The sequence below is a fragment of the Roseofilum sp. genome (assembly GCF_982964205.1).
This window is the reverse complement of sequence record NZ_CEZBFX010000047.1, coordinates 1-20,949: the sequence shown is the minus strand read 5'-3', so window position 1 is coordinate 20,949 and position 20,949 is coordinate 1. Positions and strand designations below refer to the sequence as shown.

Annotated in this window: 19 protein-coding genes and 1 pseudogene; 12 read left to right on the top strand and 8 right to left on the bottom strand. The window is 44.8% G+C overall.

Features of this window, described 5'->3' with window-relative positions; all coding sequences use genetic code 11:
* Positions 1–34: 34 nt before the first annotated feature.
* On the bottom strand, positions 35–877 hold the full coding sequence (locus AC3A14_RS13260) for a calcium-binding protein (RefSeq protein WP_318731645.1): 843 nt from the start codon (positions 875–877) through the stop codon (positions 35–37).
* Between the two features lie 212 nt (positions 878–1,089).
* Positions 1,090–1,479 (bottom strand): hypothetical protein, encoded by a 390-nt coding sequence (locus AC3A14_RS13255; RefSeq protein ID WP_318731646.1) that lies wholly within the window; start codon positions 1,477–1,479, stop codon positions 1,090–1,092.
* Between the two features lie 415 nt (positions 1,480–1,894).
* Here AC3A14_RS13255 and queA point away from each other — a divergent pair, with 415 nt between their 5' ends.
* On the top strand, positions 1,895–3,019 hold the full coding sequence (queA, locus tag AC3A14_RS13250; protein WP_318731647.1) for a tRNA preQ1(34) S-adenosylmethionine ribosyltransferase-isomerase QueA: 1,125 nt from the start codon (positions 1,895–1,897) through the stop codon (positions 3,017–3,019).
* A gap of 48 nt (positions 3,020–3,067) precedes the next feature.
* Positions 3,068–3,346: pseudogene (locus tag AC3A14_RS13245) on the top strand (tetratricopeptide repeat protein); the annotation flags it as partial.
* Positions 3,347–3,369: 23 nt separating this feature from the next.
* Here AC3A14_RS13245 and AC3A14_RS13240 read toward each other — a convergent pair.
* Entirely contained in the window at positions 3,370–3,492 is a 123-nt protein-coding gene (locus AC3A14_RS13240; RefSeq protein WP_487779022.1) for a response regulator, read from the bottom strand.
* A gap of 851 nt (positions 3,493–4,343) precedes the next feature.
* Between AC3A14_RS13240 and AC3A14_RS13235 the strand changes: the two genes are divergently transcribed.
* From AC3A14_RS13235 to AC3A14_RS13205, 7 genes are all read left to right on the top strand, one after another.
* Complete coding sequence (locus AC3A14_RS13235) at positions 4,344–6,407, top strand: adenylate/guanylate cyclase domain-containing protein (RefSeq protein WP_318731649.1); 2,064 nt, start codon at positions 4,344–4,346, stop codon at positions 6,405–6,407.
* A 62-nt stretch (positions 6,408–6,469) separates the two neighbouring features.
* Positions 6,470–7,120, top strand: coding sequence for a DUF3386 domain-containing protein (locus tag AC3A14_RS13230; RefSeq protein WP_318720089.1), 651 nt, complete (start codon positions 6,470–6,472; stop codon positions 7,118–7,120).
* 74 nt (positions 7,121–7,194) lie between these two features.
* Entirely contained in the window at positions 7,195–7,449 is a 255-nt protein-coding gene (locus AC3A14_RS13225) for a NifU family protein (protein ID WP_318731650.1), read from the top strand.
* 458 nt (positions 7,450–7,907) lie between these two features.
* Positions 7,908–8,543, top strand: a complete 636-nt coding sequence (locus AC3A14_RS13220; protein ID WP_318731651.1) for a MerR family transcriptional regulator — start codon at positions 7,908–7,910, stop codon at positions 8,541–8,543.
* A 20-nt stretch (positions 8,544–8,563) separates the two neighbouring features.
* Entirely contained in the window at positions 8,564–10,372 is a 1,809-nt protein-coding gene (locus AC3A14_RS13215; protein WP_318731652.1) for a macro domain-containing protein, read from the top strand.
* A 132-nt stretch (positions 10,373–10,504) separates the two neighbouring features.
* Positions 10,505–10,708 carry a hypothetical protein gene (locus AC3A14_RS13210; RefSeq protein ID WP_487779021.1) on the top strand — a complete coding sequence of 68 codons (204 nt, stop codon included), beginning with the start codon at positions 10,505–10,507 and terminating at the stop codon, positions 10,706–10,708.
* A gap of 150 nt (positions 10,709–10,858) precedes the next feature.
* Positions 10,859–12,649, top strand: a complete 1,791-nt coding sequence (locus tag AC3A14_RS13205) for a DUF262 domain-containing protein (protein WP_318731653.1) — start codon at positions 10,859–10,861, stop codon at positions 12,647–12,649.
* A gap of 60 nt (positions 12,650–12,709) precedes the next feature.
* Here the strand turns inward: AC3A14_RS13205 and AC3A14_RS13200 are convergent, their stop codons facing one another.
* The 3 genes from AC3A14_RS13200 to rfaE1 all read right to left on the bottom strand — a co-directional run bounded on the left by AC3A14_RS13200 (position 12,710) and on the right by rfaE1 (position 15,635).
* The gene (locus AC3A14_RS13200) at positions 12,710–13,168 is read right to left on the bottom strand and encodes a nucleoside triphosphate pyrophosphohydrolase family protein (RefSeq protein WP_318731654.1); all 459 of its coding nucleotides are present in this window, start codon (positions 13,166–13,168) and stop codon (positions 12,710–12,712) included.
* Between the two features lie 124 nt (positions 13,169–13,292).
* Positions 13,293–14,366 carry a dTDP-glucose 4,6-dehydratase gene (gene rfbB / locus AC3A14_RS13195; RefSeq protein ID WP_318731655.1) on the bottom strand — a complete coding sequence of 358 codons (1,074 nt, stop codon included), beginning with the start codon at positions 14,364–14,366 and terminating at the stop codon, positions 13,293–13,295.
* A 204-nt stretch (positions 14,367–14,570) separates the two neighbouring features.
* The gene (gene rfaE1 / locus AC3A14_RS13190) at positions 14,571–15,635 is read right to left on the bottom strand and encodes a D-glycero-beta-D-manno-heptose-7-phosphate kinase (RefSeq protein ID WP_318731656.1); all 1,065 of its coding nucleotides are present in this window, start codon (positions 15,633–15,635) and stop codon (positions 14,571–14,573) included.
* A gap of 261 nt (positions 15,636–15,896) precedes the next feature.
* Here rfaE1 and AC3A14_RS13185 point away from each other — a divergent pair, with 261 nt between their 5' ends.
* Complete coding sequence (locus AC3A14_RS13185) at positions 15,897–16,997, top strand: peptidylprolyl isomerase (RefSeq protein WP_318731657.1); 1,101 nt, start codon at positions 15,897–15,899, stop codon at positions 16,995–16,997.
* 44 nt (positions 16,998–17,041) lie between these two features.
* Here the strand turns inward: AC3A14_RS13185 and AC3A14_RS13180 are convergent, their stop codons facing one another.
* The gene (locus tag AC3A14_RS13180) at positions 17,042–17,878 is read right to left on the bottom strand and encodes a prephenate/arogenate dehydrogenase (RefSeq protein WP_413039035.1); all 837 of its coding nucleotides are present in this window, start codon (positions 17,876–17,878) and stop codon (positions 17,042–17,044) included.
* A 79-nt stretch (positions 17,879–17,957) separates the two neighbouring features.
* Here AC3A14_RS13180 and AC3A14_RS13175 point away from each other — a divergent pair, with 79 nt between their 5' ends.
* Both AC3A14_RS13175 and AC3A14_RS13170 read left to right on the top strand, forming a co-directional pair.
* A complete protein-coding gene (locus tag AC3A14_RS13175) occupies positions 17,958–19,535 on the top strand; it encodes a pentapeptide repeat-containing protein (protein WP_318731659.1) in 1,578 nt (525 codons plus the stop codon).
* A gap of 1 nt (position 19,536) precedes the next feature.
* Positions 19,537–19,887, top strand: a complete 351-nt coding sequence (locus tag AC3A14_RS13170) for a translation initiation factor (RefSeq protein ID WP_318731660.1) — start codon at positions 19,537–19,539, stop codon at positions 19,885–19,887.
* Here AC3A14_RS13170 and AC3A14_RS13165 read toward each other — a convergent pair.
* A complete protein-coding gene (locus AC3A14_RS13165) occupies positions 19,868–20,557 on the bottom strand; it encodes a HEAT repeat domain-containing protein (protein ID WP_318731661.1) in 690 nt (229 codons plus the stop codon). The genes AC3A14_RS13170 and AC3A14_RS13165 overlap by 20 nt on opposite strands.
* Positions 20,558–20,949: the final 392 nt, after the last annotated feature.

Genomic DNA, 20,949 nt, shown 5'->3' with positions numbered 1-20,949 from the left:
GATAGCCCCTGACGGAAATTAATTTATGGTATAACTAGGCTATGCCATCAATAAAGGGGCCAAAGAAATCAGATCCTAGATTTTGCTGGAACGGAGTGAGTGTCTGGACATCAAACCTATTGATACCCAAATTATAGTCTTGAAGAACTGCCAGAACCTGGTTGTTCAAGTTGTTGAAAATAATTGTATCGTTAGCGGTTCCTCCAACAATGTTCTGGCCGGTATCGAATCTCAAGTTAGCATAGACCAGACCACTGTCTAGACCTATCTTATCTTGTTGAGGATTGAAATCAGTAATCACATCAGCATTCAGGGGGTTAGCTGGATCGACCGTGCTGTTGGGCACTCCTCCGATCACTGTATCAAATCCATTACTACGGATAACAAAGGTATCGAATCCTGCTCCTCCGGTTAATTCATCTTTGCCCAAATCACCGAAAAGCCAGTCGTCACCAGCACCACCATTAAGCTCGTCACTTCCTCGACCACCTCGTAGGGTATCCTCATCTTGATTCCCCGACAGGTTATCGTCACCTAGATTACCTAGAAGCAAGTCTCTACCAGAAAAACCAATTAGACGGTCATTTCCTTGGCCACCAGCGAGTTTATCTTGATTGTTGCCGCCATAAAGCCAATCATCGCCTGCATTCCCTAGAATTCGTTGGTTACCGACAGAACCAATTACAGTGTCATTTCCATCAAGCATCCAGAGTCCGCCAGGACCGGTGGTAAAATTAGCCCCCAGACTCACAAAATCATTGGTGGGTGCTGTAATCTGAGGAAAAACTAAACCAACAGGTGTTGGGGTGGCAACAGTCCGAGATAAACCATTAATCCCAGAAGGGTCGTTGGTTAATACAGTAGGTATGATTCCCATAATCAATCACTCCTCACATTAAATAGCTATGGTTATGGCGTACGCCTAGAAGATTATAGCAGTAGTCTCCCTGAAGTGTGTCAATCCCTCTCACGAATCTCTTAACATTGCTTCTAGACAAATGATTCCGAGGACAGACTCAAAATAATTAATCAGGTCTTCTTCATTGCTGGCTGCATTATAGCTTGACGAGGTTATTGATTAGTTAGGAATTAGGCTAAAGTTTCTGGACAGTATCCTAATCCCATCACAAATTGTTTGCGGAAAGTTTCTATTTCGATGCGATTGGGTCTTCCATGGGATACGACTGCTACTTGGTAGCGACGCATGACATGGGTGGGAGATTGACCGGTTTCTAGACTCCATAGGGCCATTTGCACACGAATCTCTGGTTGATATGCAAATCCTAATTCGTTCAGGACGGCACGGAAGTTACCCGCTTCTTGTGAATTGAATTCTCGGGCCAGCTTGATCCGGACGACCCAACCATCAATTTGATGAATAACGGTAACAAAATTGACCTGAAATTGAGGTAAAAGGTTTAGATATTCAATAATCCGGAGGGTTAAGCTGGCATTCGCGAGGTAGTAAAGATAGTCCATAAATTTTCCTTCAGTCACCTGTCAAATGCTACAGTTCCATTGTCTCTGGATAGCGGAGATCATGAGTAGGGGAAGGTTCCCCGATATGATCTGGGTAGATTCCCCCAATTTTGGTGGGGGAGTGGGGGGATGAGGGGACACAGAGACGCGGGAACCTGGGGAGGCGGAGAATGAGATAACTCTATGGAATTTAGGGCTATCTGAGGGTCTGTGGATGCACAATCATGAAACTCCTTCACTTGTAAGATAGGGGAAGATAGGGAAGATAGGGAAGATGGGTATGTTTATCGATCGCCCTTCTGATTACCCTACACCCTATAAGATTATGTGATTCTCCGTGTCTCCGTGTCTCCCCCTCTCCGTGTCTTCTTTGAAAGGATGGGGTATCTTGAAGAGTGTTGATTGGAATTGAGTGATGGATCGAGAGCGGGAATTAAGGGATGATCGGGATTATGATTTGAATGCGTATGATTACATTCTCCCAGAGGAGTGTATTGCCCAAAATCCGGTTACTCCTAGGGATAGTTCGCGGTTGTTGGTGGTAGATTCATCCACAGGATGTCATCATGGAGTGTTTTGCGAGTTGCCCCAATGGTTACGGCGCGGGGATTTATTAGTAATTAATAATACGCGTGTGATTCCGGCGCGGTTGTATGGATATAAGTCTACGGGGATGGAGATGGAGGCGCTGCTGCTAGAGAGGGTGGAGCGTCATGTGTGGTTGGCACTGGTGAAGCCGGGACGACGGCTCAAACCAGGGGCTGTGGTTGAATTTTCTGCCCATGGCGGTGAAGATTTGCCCCCATTAAAGGCAAAGATTCGAGGGACGGATGAGGCGACTGGGGGGCGGTTTTTGGAGTTTGAGTTATCTGGAGATCGAGAGTTACAGGATCTGTTGGATGATTATGGTCATGTGCCGTTTCCCCCTTATGTGACGGATACACAGGCAGAGGCGGATCGGTATCAGACGGTGTATGCACAGGCAGCAGGTTCGGTGGCTGCGCCGACTGCGGGGTTGCATTTTACTCCTCGGCTGCTGGAGGAATTGGAGGATTTGGGAATTGAGCGGGCAATGGTGACGTTGCATGTGGGGGTAGGGACGTTTCGCCCGGTGGAGGTGAAGGATATTCGCACGCATCAAATGCATCAGGAGTGGTTGGAGGTCTCTGGGGAGACTTGGCAGAAGGTACGGGAGACTCAAAAGCGGGGCGGACGAGTAATTTCGGTGGGCACAACGTCGGTGAGAGCGTTGGAAGGAGCGGCTCATTGGTGGAAGTCCCAGGATTCGCTAGATGCGGATTCTGTAGGATCGGGCTTTTATGGCAAGACGGATTTATTTATTTATCCAGGGTATGAGTGGCAGGTGGTTGAGGGATTAATTACCAATTTCCATTTGCCTTGTTCGAGTTTGTTGATGCTGGTGAGTGCTTTGGTTGGTCGATCGCGACTACTACAGTTGTATCAGGAGGCGATCGCCGAGGACTATCGCTTTTATTCGTTTGGCGATGCGATGCTGATCTTACCGGACGCTCGGTTGTGAGCCTGAACAAGAACACCAGTTCAGTTCAAATTGGAGAGCAATATAACAATGAATGGTAATGGTGTGGTTTTGGGAACGGTGCTGGCGATCGCCCTGGGTATGGGTTTTCCAGCGCTCTCATCTGCCGAGGAACCGAGTGCGGATGAGTTTTATCGCTTTGGGGTGGTCTTGCAGCAAGAGGGGTTATTGGAGGAAGCGATCGCCCAATATCGGGAGGCTTTGCGGTTAAATCCTCAGTTGGCTCAGGTGTATGTGAATTTGGGTGTTGCCTTAATGGATCGGGGGGATCGAGAGGGGGCGATCTCCGCATATCAGCAGGCGTTACAGGTCGATCCGGGGTTGGGAGAGGCTTACACCGGCATTCGCATATCCATCCAGATCAAATCCGAATGCCTAGTTTTCCAAACCTCAATAGCTTCGAGTCCATTCACCGCTTCCTGGACTTCAAACCCAACTCGTTTTAATAAATTCACGAGTAATATCCGATTCGGCCAATGATCCTCAACCACCAAAATCTTATACACGGGTTGACCTTTAGCAATACCGATAATTTTTCGATTTTTATGGAGTGAACTTTGACTTACCGAATCAGCAACTTTGACTGGAATATAAAACTCAAATACGGTTCCTTATTTGATCGATCCTTTTAAGGAATTGATATAAATCAACATCGACTTCATATAGTTCTGATTTTCTCGCTTCAATTTTAGATCACTCCAAAATATCATTGATCAATTGTAGCAACTGTTTCCCACTATGAATAATTACATCTAATAGAATAACGATCTCTTGTAAAGCATTGTGACTATGGGGAAAGAAATGCATTAGAGTATATCAATCTTGTCTAAACTCACGATATCAAGACTATATCTAAATATTAGGTCAAAACAGCGTCATACGATCGCAACAGTCAATCATTATCGTTCTGCTCGCCTGTGTACAGGGTTGAGAGATGAGTCTGATACTTTATAATACATAGAAAATGGATTGACAACTCCGTTTATCATACTCTACAGATCTGTATATATTGTTGTATAAAAAACTGTGTCTTAGCGATTGATACTGATTGTTCGTCAAAATCATTGTTTTGATTAACTTGATTCATTAAAGTTGTAAAGTTTTATTACACTAAATCCAATAGGTTCAAGATGCACAGTTAGCCACTAGGATAATATTAGGTCAGATAAGGGAAAGCGTTATAATAAGAGTTAGACTACTCTAAACCATGGGTAGAGAGTCACACTGAGGGTTTATCAAGCTTACAATTATTAACCATTATCAATAATCCATGGTGGAGACCAATCTCAAGCCGAAGGACACAAGTATGACAGAGATTGAAGAGAATGAATCCTTACAGAATAAGTCGTTAGCTCCTGCAAGAAACAGCAAAATTTCCAGACTTCAATCGCTGAATTGCTCTCAAGATATTCCCCTTAGATTACTCTTAGTCATTCCCTTTATTGTACAAATTGTGGGAGCAGTGGGATTAACGGGATGGTTATCTTTACGCAATGGTCAACAAGCGGTGCGGGCAGTGACATTACAACTTCGAGATGAAGCCAGTGCTAGGATTAGGCAACATTTGGATGATTATCTAGAAGCGCCTCGGATCGTTGCCCAAGTGAATACAAACAGCTTAGAATTAGGACAATTAGATACACAAGATCCATCTCGTTTAACTCGCACCTTTTGGCGACAGAGAAATTTGTTCGATCCGATTGAAGTTTCAGCGATTTATTTTGGCACAGTAGAGGGAGCATTCACGGGTTTAGGATTCCAGAACGATCGAACTTGGCAAGTGGGAAGATCCGGTGAAGAGACAGATTTTCATTTTTATAGTTATGCGACAGATGATCGAGGAAATCCAACTGAACTTCTAGAAAAGGGAAATGCTTACGATCCGAGGGTGCGTCCTTGGTACAAAAAAGCAGTAGAGGCTCAGGAAGGAACTTGGAGTGACGTTTATGCAGATTTTAAGGAACCGAGGTTGAAAATAACCCTAGCTGAACCGGTATTTCAAGAGTCGGGAGAATTGTGGGGAGTGTTAGGGGTAGACTTTGTGTTATCACATATTCGTAATTTTTTGCAAGCGATTAGAATTGGTAAATCGGGACAAGCGTTTATCATGGATCGCTCTGGTCTTTTGGTGGCAACTTCTACTGAAGATCTCCCTTTTATGATTAAACCAGATACGGTAGAGCGATTGCCAGCCGTTGAGATAGAGAATAGGGTGATTCAAAAAACAGCCCTATATTTGTACGATCATTTTGGAGATTTTAAGCAAATAAAAGAAGCGTTTAATTTAGAGTTGGATCTTGATAGAGAGCGTTATTTTTTACAAGTTGTTCCCTTTAGTCAAGGACAGAATCTAGATTGGTTAATTGTGGTCATAGCTCCAGAATCTGATTTTATGGGACAAATCAAAAAGAATACTCAACGGACGATCGCCCTCTGTCTGGTTGCTCTATTCGTGGCGACCTGCTTTGGATGGGTAACGGCGAAGTGGATCACCGATCCGATTATGCAGTTAAGTGATGGGAGTCGTCGATTAGCGAGTGCTGCTCTGACACGCTGGACTCATGAAAGTTTAGCTCAAAATGTAGCGGTTAAAGGTGTAGCTGAGTTGAAAATTCTAGCCGAATCGTTTAATCAAATGGCTAATCAGCTCCAAGAGTCGTTTACAGCTCTAGAAAAGAGTAATGAGGAATTGGAGTTAAGGGTAGAAGAGAGAACTGCTGATTTACGTCGAGAGCAGGAAAAATCGGAAACGCTGTTGTTGAATATTCTGCCCGAGGCGATCGCCAAACAGCTCAAGCAAGAAGCTCAGGCGATCGCTGAACATTTTGAATCGGTGACGATCCTGTTTTCTGATATTGTCGGCTTTACTTCTTTATCTTCGCGCATGGCTCCCATTAACCTGGTCACTTGGCTGAATGAACTGTTCTCTAGCTTTGATTATTTAGTCGAAAAACATGGATTAGAAAAAATTAAAACCATTGGTGATGCGTATATGGTGGTTGGAGGTCTACCTGTTCCCCAACGTGAGCATCAAGCAGCGATGGCAGCGATGGCCTTAGAAATGCAGGAGAGTATGCAACAATTTTGTTTAGAGAATGGAGAATGTCTACAAATTCGCATTGGCCTTCATACCGGTCCAGTGGTCGCGGGAGTGATTGGTGTGCGCAAGTTTAGTTATGATTTATGGGGCGATACGGTGAATGTGGCTTCACGGATGGAGTCTTCGGGGATGCCGGGAAAAATTCAAGTCAGCGAGCAATTTTATCAGAGTCTTAAAGACCAGTTTGAGTTTGAAGAACGGGGAATTATTTCGGTCAAAGGTAAGGGGAAGATGAAAACCTATTGGTTGGAAGGAGTCGGGAGAATCTGAGCCATTAGGGATTAAGATCGGGATATGTGCAAAATTATGATACGAATCAAATTGTAGCGAAAATGACTCAAACCACCAATGCTCGTGACCTTTTCCAAAGCGCTTATGAAAATCGTTATACCTGGGATGACCAGTTTCCGGGAATGAGTGCTGAGATTGATATTGAACAAGGCAATGAAATCTATAGTGGTTCTATTCAGATTAACTCAGATCTAACTATTGAAATCTCTGGTATTGAGAATGAGATGGTGAAAAAATCGGTGGGAACCCAACTTAAGGATGTGGTTACTCACCGTAAGCGTAGGACTTTTGAGGAGACCCATGGCAAAAATAGCTTTACTCTGGGTGAAACCGATGATCGCGGTGCAGTAGGAATCCAGGTTTCTGGTGCAGCCATGGGTTCAGAATATAAAGTGCGCGATCGCGTGATTTGCTATGTGCAACGGGTGGTCGGTCAAATGACGTTTTATATTGATACCCATGAAACCTTGGATACGGGAGAGGGATATCTACCCACCCGCTATGAGGCTGTGTTCCGCAATACGGAGACAGGGGAGATGATGCAACAGGTGCAGTTTGAAGACCGCTATCAACTGGTTGGGGATTATTTTATGCTTACCCATCAAACCTTGCATACGGAACGCCCAGATGAAAAGGTGACCACCCAGTTTACGTACTCTAAGATTAAACTGTTAGAGCCGAGTGTGGTTTAGAGCGATCGCCGAATTGCAAGAATCGCGTTAAGATAATTGAAGGAATTTTACGTCCATTGTGGTGAATCAAGTCTATGTCTAGCACTTTAACTCCTCCCCTGGAACTAACCGAAGACAATGTGGAAGCGGTTTTAGACGATCTCCGTCCTTACCTAATGGCTGATGGAGGGAATGTGGAACTCGACCAAATTGATGGCCCCATTGTTAAACTCCGTTTACAAGGTGCTTGTGGATCTTGTCCGAGTTCGGCAATGACCCTGAAAATGGGAATTGAGCGTCGTTTACGCGAATTTATTCCAGAAATTTCTGAAGTGGAACAGGTTCTCTAGCGCACTGCGCTGGTCGTGGATCATCGGTAATGGATCATCGCAGGTCATAAACCTTTGTGTAAGTAAATTTCAGCTATTACCGACCATCGATAACCTAACTTATACCTGAGCTTCTACTGCTCTATATTCTGAAGATGGGTTGGCCAAGGGGCTAACCCATTTTTTCACACTCAAGTCAGTGATAGCACATTGTGCTGTTATGGAGTATGGCGCTGCGCGCTAGGGAATGGGGAATAGGGAATGGGGAATAGGTTATGGCAGCTAGATTTCAGTATTGAACCGGAGTCTAACCGATTCTTTCTCTGTTATACCTTATCCAATCCCTAAAGCCATGTCCCACAATCGTATTCTCTAGTGCAAAGCGTTATAGATCAGGAGCAAAGGGCTTAAGTCCCTTCTCTATCTTTACATTTTATTTTGATATTGACACTTTTAATTGTAATTGCTAGACTTGAACTATGAAAACATTGCAACAGCTTTCACGAGAGCAGCCCCTCTGGTCTCTAGAGGAATTTGCTCAGGTGTTAAATGAGTTGTTGCCTCAATTCTTACCAGATCAAAAATCCCAGTCTCGGCGATCGCGTGAAGAGGTCAACCCTCGTTTAGTGCGTCATTATGCCAGCCAAGGATTACTGGATGAGCCATTAAAACAGGGGAGGAGAGCCAGCTATACTTACCGCCATCTGTTACAGATGTTGTTAATCAGACGATTACTCAGTGAGGGATTCGGCATTAGTGCCATGCAATCGTTTGTAGTAGCAAAAACGAATACTGAGTTAGAGTCCCTGTTGCAGGGAGGTATCCAACTATCCTTAGAACCAGCAAATCCGGCTTTAGCCTTTCTGCAACAAGTGAAAGAGCGATCGCCAGAAACCTCCCCCCCTAACCAACAAAACCTCAGTCCCCCTAGTCAAAAAATCACGCGGGTTTCCGAGGCAACACAATCAGCCCCAGAAGACTGGAAACACCTAGAAATTTTACCGGGTTTAGAAATCCATCTGCGCTCAGATGTGACCTTACCCACCAGCCCCCAAGAGCAGGAAAACCTGGTGCAAGCGATCGCCCAGGCCCTCTTAGCTCTGCGTTACCCCTAATTGCTTTGGAGAGAGTTTTTATGCAACCGGCGATCGAATTTATCCCCCTACGTGCAGCTTTATGCACAGAAATCCCCACCACCTTAGATGTTTTAATCCGCCTTACCCCTCCTGCCCCTCAAGTTAGTTCCGAACGGCCACCCATCAATCTCAGCTTAGTGCTGGATCGCTCCGGTTCCATGGCAGATCGGAATAAAATCACCTTCACCAAACAAGCGGCTGCCTATGCCGTCAATCAATTGCAACCGAGAGATCGCGTTAGTGTCGTTACCTTTCAGAGCCATATTAACACCCCCGTTCGCAGTCAACTCGTACAAAACAAACGCTATATCCTGCAACAAATCGAACAAATTAAGGTCGGTGGAGGAACAGCCCTTCATGCGGGTTGGATTGAAGGAGGCGTACAGGTTAGTCAACATCTCAAACCCAATTCCCTCAACCGGGTGATTTTGCTCTCAGACGGCATTGCTAACGTGGGCGAAACCAACCCCGATGTGATTTCCACCGATGTCCATGGACTCGCCCAGAGAGGAGTCAGTACAACAACAATGGGCGTGGGCGATGACTATAATGAAAGTCTATTAGAGGCGATCGCTGCCAGTGGCGATGGCAACTATTACTACATCGAAAGTCCCGACCAACTGCCCGACATTTTCGCCATGGAATTGCAAGGTCTGATGGCAACCTTGGGCAAAAACGTCACTTTAAGCTTCACCCTCCCCTCCCAAGTACAACTGCTCGATATCTTCAACGACTTTGCAACCCTTCCCAACGGCCAATATCAACTGCCTAACCTCATTGCCGGCAATCCCTTCACTCTTGCCCTGCGGCTCAAAGTTCCCGCCCAAACCCTCCCCTCAATCCTCACCCTGCACGTTTCCTGGGATGATATCGAAACCAGTACACGCCAACAAATCGATCAATCCCTCAGCCTACCCTGGGTTAACCGTCAAAGCTTAGACGAATTTCCCTTTAACCCAGAAGTACAACAAGAAGTTGCAGCTCTCCTCGCCGCTCGTGCCAAAAACGAAGCCGCCGAGCAAGCCAGACTGGGGCAATATGACCTCGCCGAACAAACCATCGCCAAAGGAATGGAACTCATTCAGGCAGCTCCCGCATCCGCCGCGATGAATCAAGAATCAGAGTCCTTACAATCCTTGAGTACCAACTTGAAACGGCGGGAATACGAGCAATTTCAAAAGCGCAGTCATTTTGAATCCCATAGTCGCTCTCGGGCGTGGGGACAGTCCCGCTATGAAGAATATCAACAAGAGCGCCAAAAGAGAGTAGGGACTTCCGGACAAGCAGCAAAACCCTGGCAACAGATCCAAGGACGAATTAAAGTCGTTAAAGGAGACATTACCCAAATTGCAGTCGATGCCATAGTCAATGCTACCAATCCTCTGATGACCGGCACATTTGGGGTAGATGCCGCCATTCACCGAGCCGCCGGGGCAGAATTACGCCAAGCCTGTAACGCCCTCGTGACCTGTGATGTGGGAGAAGCCAAAATTACTCCCGCTTTTAACCTTCCTGCCCAAGTTATCATTCACACAGTCGGCCCCGGTTGGCAAAACGGGCGCGCTCAGGAAGAAGAACGGCTGACTAACTGTTACCGCAATTCTCTCAATTTAGTCGTACAAAAGGGATTAAAAACTGTCTCTTTCCCTTCCATTGCCACTGGTGCGTTAGGATGTCCTCCAGACTGGGCCGCCTCTATCGCCCTACGCACCATTAGCCAAGTCTTACAACAACAGCCCGCGATCGAGCAAGTGATTATTGTCTGTTGGGACGATCGCAATTACCAGTGTTATCAAGCCATTCTGTAATCTATAGTACTGGGCGCTAGGGCATAGGGGATGGGGAATAGCGAACACGCGGTTGTTCCCATTCCCTATTGCCTCTTGCTTGTTTATGTCCGCGAAGCAGAAAGCGCTATAAAATAGAGCCACAAGCAACGGGTGCCGATCGCAGACATGATTTTCAAACGGTCTAATGAGCTAAATGAACTCTACCTTAATGATTTTGAGGGAAAGCTAACCCAGACTATAGTTTTGTCCCCTATTAGTTGGTCAACCTATCAAGCCATGCTTAGGGATATGGGACACAACCGGACAATTCGCACCGCCTATCGTCACTGCATGGATTACGATCTGTGGTTATGAAAGTGCCCTAGTTAACCAGTAACCTGAGAAGTTGCTGCCAACCAGTGTGTATTTTAAAGTCCACAAATAGTGTATGATCGGTGTAGAACCATTGCTTTGTAAATTAAGTTACTATAGTAAGAGAACCAAACGTATCAACTCTTAATGCATATGTCATCAACTCCGACCATTGAATCAAGCAACTTAAGTATCTCACAATTATTTCAAGATTTCTACAGTGTCCCAGATTTTCAACGGGAATATGTTTGGCAGGCAAGTCAAATCGAAAAACTACTTAAAGATTTGTTTGAAGGATTAGGTTTAGAAGAAGGAGAAACTAATGAGTTTGAGTATTTCTTAGGCTCGATTGTTGTCTATCCAGATTCTACAGATGATATCCCCACATTTCAACTGATTGATGGTCAACAAAGGTTAACAACTATCTATCTTATATTTTGTGTTCTTAGGGATTGTATTCAAGAATTTGGTAGTAGTTCAAAATCCATAGAAAACTATTTGCAAGGAACAACTCAGAATACCGACACCGGTGAGGATGTTGATAGACCTCGATTATGCCTTCAATATGATACACATGGTAAGAAGGTTTTAGATGAATATCTGCTACATAGTCAAGTACCGGAGAAAGAACTATTAAACTCTTCAGGATCTGCAAATAACATATTCAAAGCCTGGAAACTAATTAAAATTTTCTTCTCTGAACATTTAGAGAAAGAAGTTAAAATTTACAAAAAAGCATCTACAGCTATTGCCAATAGAACAAAATTAATCAGAATAGAAACTCCTGATTTACAGAATGCATTGAAAGTTTTTGAAACTATTAATGACAGGGGAATTGGCTTAACACCTGTTGACTTACTGAAAAATTATCTCTTCATTCATACATCTCGCGAGATAGATAGAAATCGTCATTGGCAAATCTTGACGAATAAATGGGAAGATTTCCTTAAAAATATTTATCAAAGCAAGCAAAAACCATTGACTTTTTTGCGCTATTACTTAATGGCTAGTTATGACGTAGAATTATCAAATAGCTTTCCAGAAGAAGAAATTTATGAATGGTTTTTAAAGCATGGCAGAACTGAAGGTATTGATCGAGATCCGATAAAGTTCCTTGATGATTTAATCCTAGGAGCCGATCACTATGGTAAATTAACTCAAGGGAAAAATCCTGATGGCTCAGATAACATACATCTTAAAGCAATGTGTAAAATACAAAGTAAATTTAAATCTCACTTGGTTTTATCCTTAGCAGGTCGCTTTTTAGAGAAATCTATTTTTGAAAGGCTTTCATACTATATTGAAAATCTCTCTTTTATAATTGCTATTACTAAGAAAACGAGACAAAAAGAAGTTAATGTAACTAGACAATTTGCTTATTGGTCAAAGAAACTTAGAATCGTTAAGACTAATCAAGATCTAGATACTTTTATAGAGCAAAACATTTTTCCTAACTTAAAGGAACTCAAGGAAGATTTTTATCGCTGTATAATACAAATGTCTCAAAAGAGCTTGGCAATATATCGACTGCGTTATCTATTAGCTAAAATAGCTCAATATGTTGAAAAAAAAACTTATGGGCATTCTGAATCTCTTGATTTCTACTTAGATAAACAAATTACAATAGAACATATATTACCTCAGTCTACAAAACTACCCTATGTTGACAAGCTAGGTAATCTAACGTTACTAGAAAAAACAATTAATAGTTCAGTTTCTGACAACTCGTATGAAGAAAAGCTACAAGGGTATAAAAAATCTAGAATAGTAATAACTCGTTCCTTAGCAGAACAACTTCATGTAGGTCATAATACTCAAATAAATCGTGCATTAGGAGATTTAGGCTTAAAGGAGTTTAGATCGTGGGATCATGAATCTATTGAAAAGCGTCAGAAAATATTGGCTGACATTGCGATGAAAGTCTGGGGATTAGATAATCTTTAATTTTGTTGGCTATGATTTCATCGCCATAGATTCTATGGTTAATGGATCAATAGTATTATACTAGATGATATCCGATAAATCGACCTTAGTATGGTTGTTAAGTTTCAAAATTTTATCGTCTTCTACGCGATGGAGGGAATAGTAAGACTCACCATCTAACGTAACTTCTACGATTTTCGTTTCGATGCCTTTCTGACGATAGGGTTCAATCGAATCTTCTACCAGTTGACGGTCTTTGACCACTTTCAATTCATTATTGTCTAAAACCCGTTGAATGGCACTTTTGTATTCTAGACCACACATATAATTGAGTCCCGAAACCACCACCTCTAAATCACATCCAGCATCAAGGAGTTTGGCTAAGTTTCTTTTCTTCAAAGCTGTCCTGAGTTCGCGCAATTCTTCTTCAATTCTTTGGGTCTGATTTTCTAATAAAACCCAATAGGCTTCATCATCAGGAGAAAGGGGAGATTTTCCCGCTTTTTGATTCCATAAGGCGATTCTTTCGTAGGGAGTCATTGGAGTTACCTAGAGATACTGTTGTGGATCGTTATGTTATGCACTCTCCCTAAATCCCTCTGCCACTCCGAGAGGGACTTTTCCCCATCTCCTGCGGGAGAAAGGGTTAGGGGATGAGGGGAGCTTACCCTTCGTAAACTTGGCGGTAATAGTCCTGATATTCTTGGGACAAGAGAGGCTGCCACCAATCTTGATGTTCTAAGTACCATTTTAGGGTTTGACGTAATCCTTCCTCCACGGTAACAGAAGGTTGCCACCCTAATTCTGTTTTAATTTTAGTGGCATCGATCGCGTAGCGGCGATCGTGGCCGAGTCTATCTTTAACAAATGTAATCAGGTTGCGACAGGGACGAACCGGAAGCTGGGGCGCGAGTTCATCCATGACATCGCATAAAATGGTTACTAAGTCAATATTTTTGACTTCATTATTGCCCCCCACATTGTACGTTTCCCCCGGTTTCCCTTGATGAATAACTACATCTAATGCGCTGCAATGGTCAATCACATAGAGCCAATCTCGGATATTTTGTCCATCGCCATAAACGGGTAGATTTTTCCCGATCAAAGTATTGATGGTCATTAAGGGAATCAGTTTTTCTGGGAACTGATAGGGCCCATAATTATTGGAGCAATTGGTAATAATAGTTGGGAAATCATAGGTATGATAATAGGCACGAACTAAGTGATCGCTCCCCGCTTTTGAGGCAGAATAGGGACTGTTGGGAGCATAGGGCGTGGTTTCTTGAAACGCTGGATCGTTGGGCCCTAAAGAGCCGTACACTTCATCGGTAGAGACGTGCAAAAATAGCCCTTTTTGGTTAGGTAGGGTGGGATAATGCTGGCGGAAGGCTTCTAAGAGGGTAAATGTGCCGACGACATTGGTTTGCACAAACGCCCCTGGGCCGAGGATGGAGCGGTCTACATGGGATTCGGCGGCAAAATGGGCAATGGTATCAATGTTCTCTTCAGCTAAGAGTGGGTCAATAAGGGAGCGATCGCCGATATCCCCTTGTACAAATCGAAACTGAGGACGATCCTTAACTTGCTCTAAATTCGCCAAATTCCCCGCATAGGTGAGCGCATCTAAGACAACCATACGGTCTTCCGGGTAGCGATCGCACCAATATTGAACAAAATTCGAGCCAATAAACCCCGCACCACCAGTGACCAAAAGACGACGAGGATTACGATTTTCCATACGATTGAATATCCTTAAATTTACCGCTTATATTGGGCACATTGGGGCGGGTTTATCTCTATTTTCCAGGATAACGCTTTTAACAATTGGCCCTAAGCCCCTTGCCCCGTTGCCGGTTACCTAGATCTGGGACAACCCGCCCCTACACCCCCGATCACTATAGCAACCACAGGGATCTATTCCCTATTCCCTATTCCCTATTCCCTATTCCCTATCAGCCGCTTCATTGTCCAGCATATCCGCTAAAGCCTGTTTCATCTCTTCACCCTGAGTAGTTGCCGTTCCAAACTGGCGCACGACCAGAGAAGCTGCTAAATTACCCAAAACCGTTGCCTCCCAGAACGAAGCGCCCACACACAACGCCAAAGAGACGGCGGCAATTACCGTATCCCCAGCTCCAGTTACATCAAACACCTGGCGACGATTAAACGCGGGAATATGAACCATCGGTTCTTGGGCAGTAAACAAGCTCATCCCCTCATCTCCGCGAGTAATCAAGATATGACTAGCCTGAGTCATTTTTAACAAATCTTCCCCTGCTTGGATTAACTGCTCATGAGAATTAATGGCATAACCCACCGCTTGTTCTGCCTCCGGTAAATTGGGAGTAAACAAGGTCACCCCTTGATAGCGCGGCAACTCCTTCTGTGCATCCACCATTACCCGCTGGTGTCCTAACACGGCTGGAATTACAGGAGAGAGCGTCCCATCAGGTTGAGTCCGAAAGACTCCATCGCCATAGTCCGAACAAATCACCCCATCGACTTGGTCTAACTGAGATTGGATATACTGAGCTAATGCCTGTTGTAAAGGCAAGTCTAGCAACCGATCCGATTTGCGATCGATGCGCACAATTTGCTGCGTTACAGACTGACGAGCATGGCCAGAAATGCGAGTTTTGGTCACCGTTGGCCGGGTTTCATCGACTAAAATTCCTTGGGTATTAATGCCCGCTTCCTCAAAAATCCTCCGTAGGGCCTGGCCTTGGTCATCTTTCCCCACGATACCGACTGCCTTAACCTGACCCCCCAATTTCGCCAAATTATAAACGGCGTTGGCTCCTCCTCCAGGAATTTGGCTAGTTTCCTCATGGCGCAAAATCACAACGGGGGCTTCTCTCGAGAGCCGTTCTACTTGACCCGTGAGGAATTCATCTAGGGTCAAATCGCCAACGACTAACACTTTCGCTTGACTGAAGCGATCGATAAGATCGGTTAAACGGGTTTGGCTCTGTTTGAATTGCCGAATTAGGTCTGCGGGTAAGATCATATCAATGGGGGGTTGAACGTTAAACCTTACATTACTCTACGATCGCCTTGGCAAACTCCCGTAACCCGGAGATCGAGGTAACTGGAGACATATTTTGAAGTATTTTTAATTTTAATTTTTAATTTTTATATTGATCTGGGGCTTTGTTGTAGACTCTGATCGTACACAGCCCAAGTTCTCGATCAAAAGCTTGAGGGTCAACCCAGAGCTGATAAGAGCTGATAATTGTGAAGCGATCGCCATAAGATAGATAAAATTTCCATGATCCATATCCTAAAGTCCTTATTCAAGACCACCTTGGTGTGTCTCCTCGTCCTAACCTGTTGGGTGGGACTGAGTACCCCCACCCAAGCGGCTCCTGACCGAGAAAGTCGCCTCCCTGGAGGGAATGCCATTACCGAGGGTGATGCCATTCTGCGCTATGCTCTGCCCATTGATAATGACACCATTTTCAAGATCCAAGGGGATATTGAATCGATTATTGCTCCGATTCGAGGAAGACGCTGGGGTGCAGCTACTTCTAGCCTCAGTGAAGCCAGCTTTTTGTTATCAACTCGCAATGAAAAGATTTTAGCTAGCATTGCCGAAGATCGCCGCTCTGAAGCTCAAGAAGTTCTAGAACAATTGAGCACCGATCTCAATATCCTTCGGGAGCAAGTAGCGGAACAAGACAAAACCGCTGCCTTTGAGACACAAAAAAGTTGCCTCTTTGAAGTGGAAACTCTAGAAAATCTGATGGTGCAAGGGTTTCCCTATGAAGTGCCCTCCGAATATAGTGCCCTACCTCAGTTGAAAGGACGAGCGGCGGTAGAAATTGAAACTGAAAAAGGAAGCTTAACGGTTGTCGTTGATGGTTATAATGCGCCAGTAACGGCGGGAAACTTTGTGGATCTGGTGTCTAGGGGATTTTATGATGGTTTACCCATTACCCGGGCGGACGAATTCTATGTGTTGCAACTTGGCGATCCTCCTGGCCCAGAAAATGGATTTGTAGACCCCGCAACTGGAGAAGAACGCACAATTCCTTTAGAAATTAGAGTTCAAAGTGAAGTAGAACCAATTTATGAATTTACATTAGAAGAAATTGGACTCTACCGTGAGCAGCCAGTTTTACCTTTCTCTGCCTATGGAACCCTAGGCATGGCTCGCCCAGATAACGATCCGAATGGGGGTTCGTCTCAGTTTTTCTTCTTCCTCTTTGAACCGGAATTAACCCCTGCGGGCTTAAATCTCTTGGATGGTGAGTATGCAGTATTTGGGTATGTTGTTGACGGTGAGGACGTGTTGCCTGAACTGAAAAAAGGCGATCGCATTACTTCAATGAAAGTGATTGAAGGCATGGAGAATTTCCTACCTGGATAGGGAGATGAGGGATAGGGAGATTCCCTATTCCCTATTCCCCATTCCTACAAAAAATTGGGTCGCTCTTGTTGAGTTTTCTGTAAATACTCATCAATAGCGACCCAATTTTCGTCTTCAATCCAAGTGAGAACTCGATCTAAATTTTGGCGATAACTTAAGAGGGATTCTCTGAGAGCATCTCGGTTATATTCTGCCATCATTCGACCTAACTCTGGATTGCCTCCTCCTACCCGACTGGTATCAGCAAAGCCGGAACTTGCCAGTTTTTGGGCTAAATCTCGCACGGTGTCCAAAGGTGAATCGCTACAAGTCGTAATTAATCCAGCACTGACGAAAACGGGTAAATGGGAAATCAAAGCCACTGCGCGATCGTGTTCTTGGGGAGAACAATGATAGACTCTCGATCGCAGCGATCGCACAATTTCCGTCACCTGCTCCAAAGACTCTGGTGAGGTGGTTGGAGTCGGAGTGAGAACATAGGGACGATCTTCAAACAACCCGAACTGCGCCGCTCCTAACCCTTGTTCTGCGGTTCCTGCCATGGGATGACCGCCAACAAAATTGGGCCAAATTGGGGCAAGGGACTCAACAATTGGCGTTTTAACCGACCCGACATCCGTTACAATTGTGGCCGGAGAGAGCAAGGGAAGCAATTGTTGGGCGATCGGTACAATCAGACCGATAGGAGTACAAATAAAAATAATCTCCGCTGGGCTGACTTGGCTCAACTCAACACTAGCTCGATCCACAACCCCTTGTGCCACGGCTGCCTCACAGGTATGCGGATTACGACTAGCGCCCAAGACTTCCCAACCGAGCGATCGCAAAGCTAACCCTAACGACCCACCGATTAACCCTAAACCAATAATGCCTATTTTCATCACCCTAATGCAGCTATCATAACGAATGGGAAACGTATACCAACGCCAGTCTAACTCAACCAATCTCTAGGAAAAAGCCATGGATGAAGAGGAAGTGCTTAATCGGTACGAAACCGGAGAAAGAGATTTCATGGGCATCTTGCTCACGGAAGCTAACCTGAGTGGGGTTAATTTGAGCGATGCCAACTTTAGTGGTGCTAACCTCTGTGTTGCTAACCTCAGTGGCGCTAACCTGCAAAGTGCCGATCTGAGCAAAGCTAAACTGAATGTTGCTCGGCTCAGTGGTTGTAATCTGACCAAAGCCAATTTCAACCGGGCTATCCTTAATGTAGCTAATTTAGTCCGTGCCGATCTCAGTGGAGCAAGTTTAGTTCAAGCGGGACTGATTCGAGCCGAATTGATTCGCGCTCAACTGAGTAACGCGAACCTCAGTAGAGCGAACCTGACTGGAGCAGATTTACGAGAAGCCACCCTACGTCAGGCGAATCTCAGTGGCGCGAATCTGAGTGAAGTGGATTTGCGTGGCACATCCATGATTGCAGCGAATCTCGAAGGGGCAAATCTCCATGGAACTGACCTAGGACGGGCTGATTTAAGTGGTTCAGACTTGCGCGATGCAGATTTACGCCATGCTAACCTTAGCCGGGCGAATTTAAGTGGTGCAAATTTAAGTGGTGCAAATCTGCGCTGGGTAGATTTGAGTGGAACCAATCTCAGTTGGGCTGATTTGAGTGAAGCAAAGTTGAGTGGAACGAATTTAATTGGCGCGGATTTAAGTAATGCGAATTTGGTCAATTGTAGTTTGGTTCATGCGGATTTGACCCAATCGAATTTGATCCAAGTGGAATGGAGCGGCGCAGATTTGAGCGGCGCGACTTTAACCGGGGCAAAGCTTCATGGGGTGTCCCGATTTGGCTTAAAAACCGATGGTATGGCCTGCGAATGGGTGGATTTGAGTCCGGATGGAGATCATACCCAGGTTTATCATTTTACGTCTGAAGAATTTAAGCAGTTTTTCAACCCTACTCCGCCCACGGTCAGTATTACGGTAGATGCTCAACTCGACCATGCGGCGAGTTTTGTTTTGGCAGGATTCTATTATCAGATAGCTGGGCAATATCCGGGGATGAATCATCCTCCGAGCATTAAGGTAGGCTATCGCCGAACTACGTTGATTTTCCGTTTAGACCGGGATGAAGAACTGTTGCCGATCGCCTATTTGGCCATTTTACCGTTTAAGGATAGTACCGTCACTCAACGCAATATTACGGAAGTGATGGAGATTATCCGTTCTCCAGATATGGAGGATTATTTGACAATTCGAGACCGAAAACGAATTAAGCAAATCAGTAAGTCTCTCAGTCAAGTCATGAGTCGAGTGGTACGGGTGAAAGTGGGAGGAGATCTGCCGAAACCCCCAGGTGCGCAAGAGTTCTTTGTCATGCCGACTCAGGTGAGTTTGACTAATTCGAGCGATCGATCCCTGAATATTTATTATCATCCGTCTTTTGGTAAGCGTTTGGTTGATTCGGCTGCTTATTTTCAGACGAGTGAAACCACTACGATGAAAATGCAACAGTTGTCTGTACCTACGGCGGAAGTAGTAGCGGATTTTATTCGCGGGTTTTATGTTTTGGAGAAGCTAGGGAATAGTTAATATGGCCTCTAAGAGTAAGTCAAAATCGGGCGATCGCTTTGTTTATCAAGAGTTTGGCTATGATGGGGATACTGAGGATCGAAACTCGGTAGAGCTTGATGTAGTGCCCAACCAACAAAATCTTAAGGTAGAAGTATCTCGCAAAGGACGCAAAGGGAAAACTGTTACTGTGGTGCAAGGGTTTCAACATTCCCAGGAAACGTTGTCTGCTCTGTTGAAGCAATTGAAAACTCACTGTGGCGCTGGAGGAACCCTAAAGGAACAAACTGTAGAAATTCAAGGGGATCATGGACAGAAAGTGATGACTTTCCTATCACAAAAAGGGTATAAAGTCAAGCGTTCTGGGGGTTGATTTGGGAAAAGGAAAGATTGTCTAGGGCTAAGGCTGCCGCCTGGGCTACATTGGGGTGGGGGTCTTTGGCAAGGTATCTAAGGGCAGATTGACTTTTACTACAGGGTAAATGGCCCAAGGCTTCGGCTAAACGCTGACGGACGAGCCAATCTTCTGAGCCGGCAAATCTCAAAATATCGGTAACGGCACTGAGATCTTTAATTTCCCCTAAAGCGGCGATCGCAGCCTGTTGAATTAGAACTTCTGCACTGTCTAAAGCTTGTAATAAGACATCATGGGCCCGTTGATCTCGTAGATTCCCCAGGGAAACCGCCGCACTAAAACGCACCAACCAATCGGGGTCTTCATAAAAAGCTCGCACTAGGGGTTCAAAAGCTCTCAAATCGCGCAAATAGCCTAAAGCACCAGCAGAATCAGCTCGAATCCCATAATCAGGATCGGTTTCTAACAGATTGACGAGCAGCGAAAAAGACTCTTCTGTGGGCTTAACCCCTAGGGCAAAAATAGCCATAGAGCGCACTTGCTGATTGCGATCCTGAAGTGCTTTTTTAAGCAAAGGCATCGCTTTCTTTGGGGAGAAATTGCGTAGTGCCAACAGAGCCAGCTTGCGATCGCGAAGATTATCACTATCGAGTTGGATCTTCAGTTCTTTTAAGCTGGAAGCAGTCATAATCTTCATAATGATAAATTCACTTTAAAGATTAAGCTATCTTAACGGATTATAGCAACTGCTATAGAGCTTTACGCTATACACAACACTTTTCTCTACGATGAAGGACATTAATAATTGTTTTTGACAATCGCTAGAATAGCCGTCTACTCCTTCCCAAATTCCTCAATCACAGCCCAAAGTGCTGTATTCTCCCATCTGGCACTCACGGCTCAGAAACCCGTCAATAGTAGAGAATGGTAAAATCAACTCGGATTCTCTATCATGCTGACTAACCCAACTATGCGTCGAGTTCTCCAATCTTGTCTTACAGCGGCTTTATCCTCTAGTGTGATGGGCTGTATTCTCCCATCTGGCACTCACGGCTCAGAAACCCGTCAATAGTAGAGAAT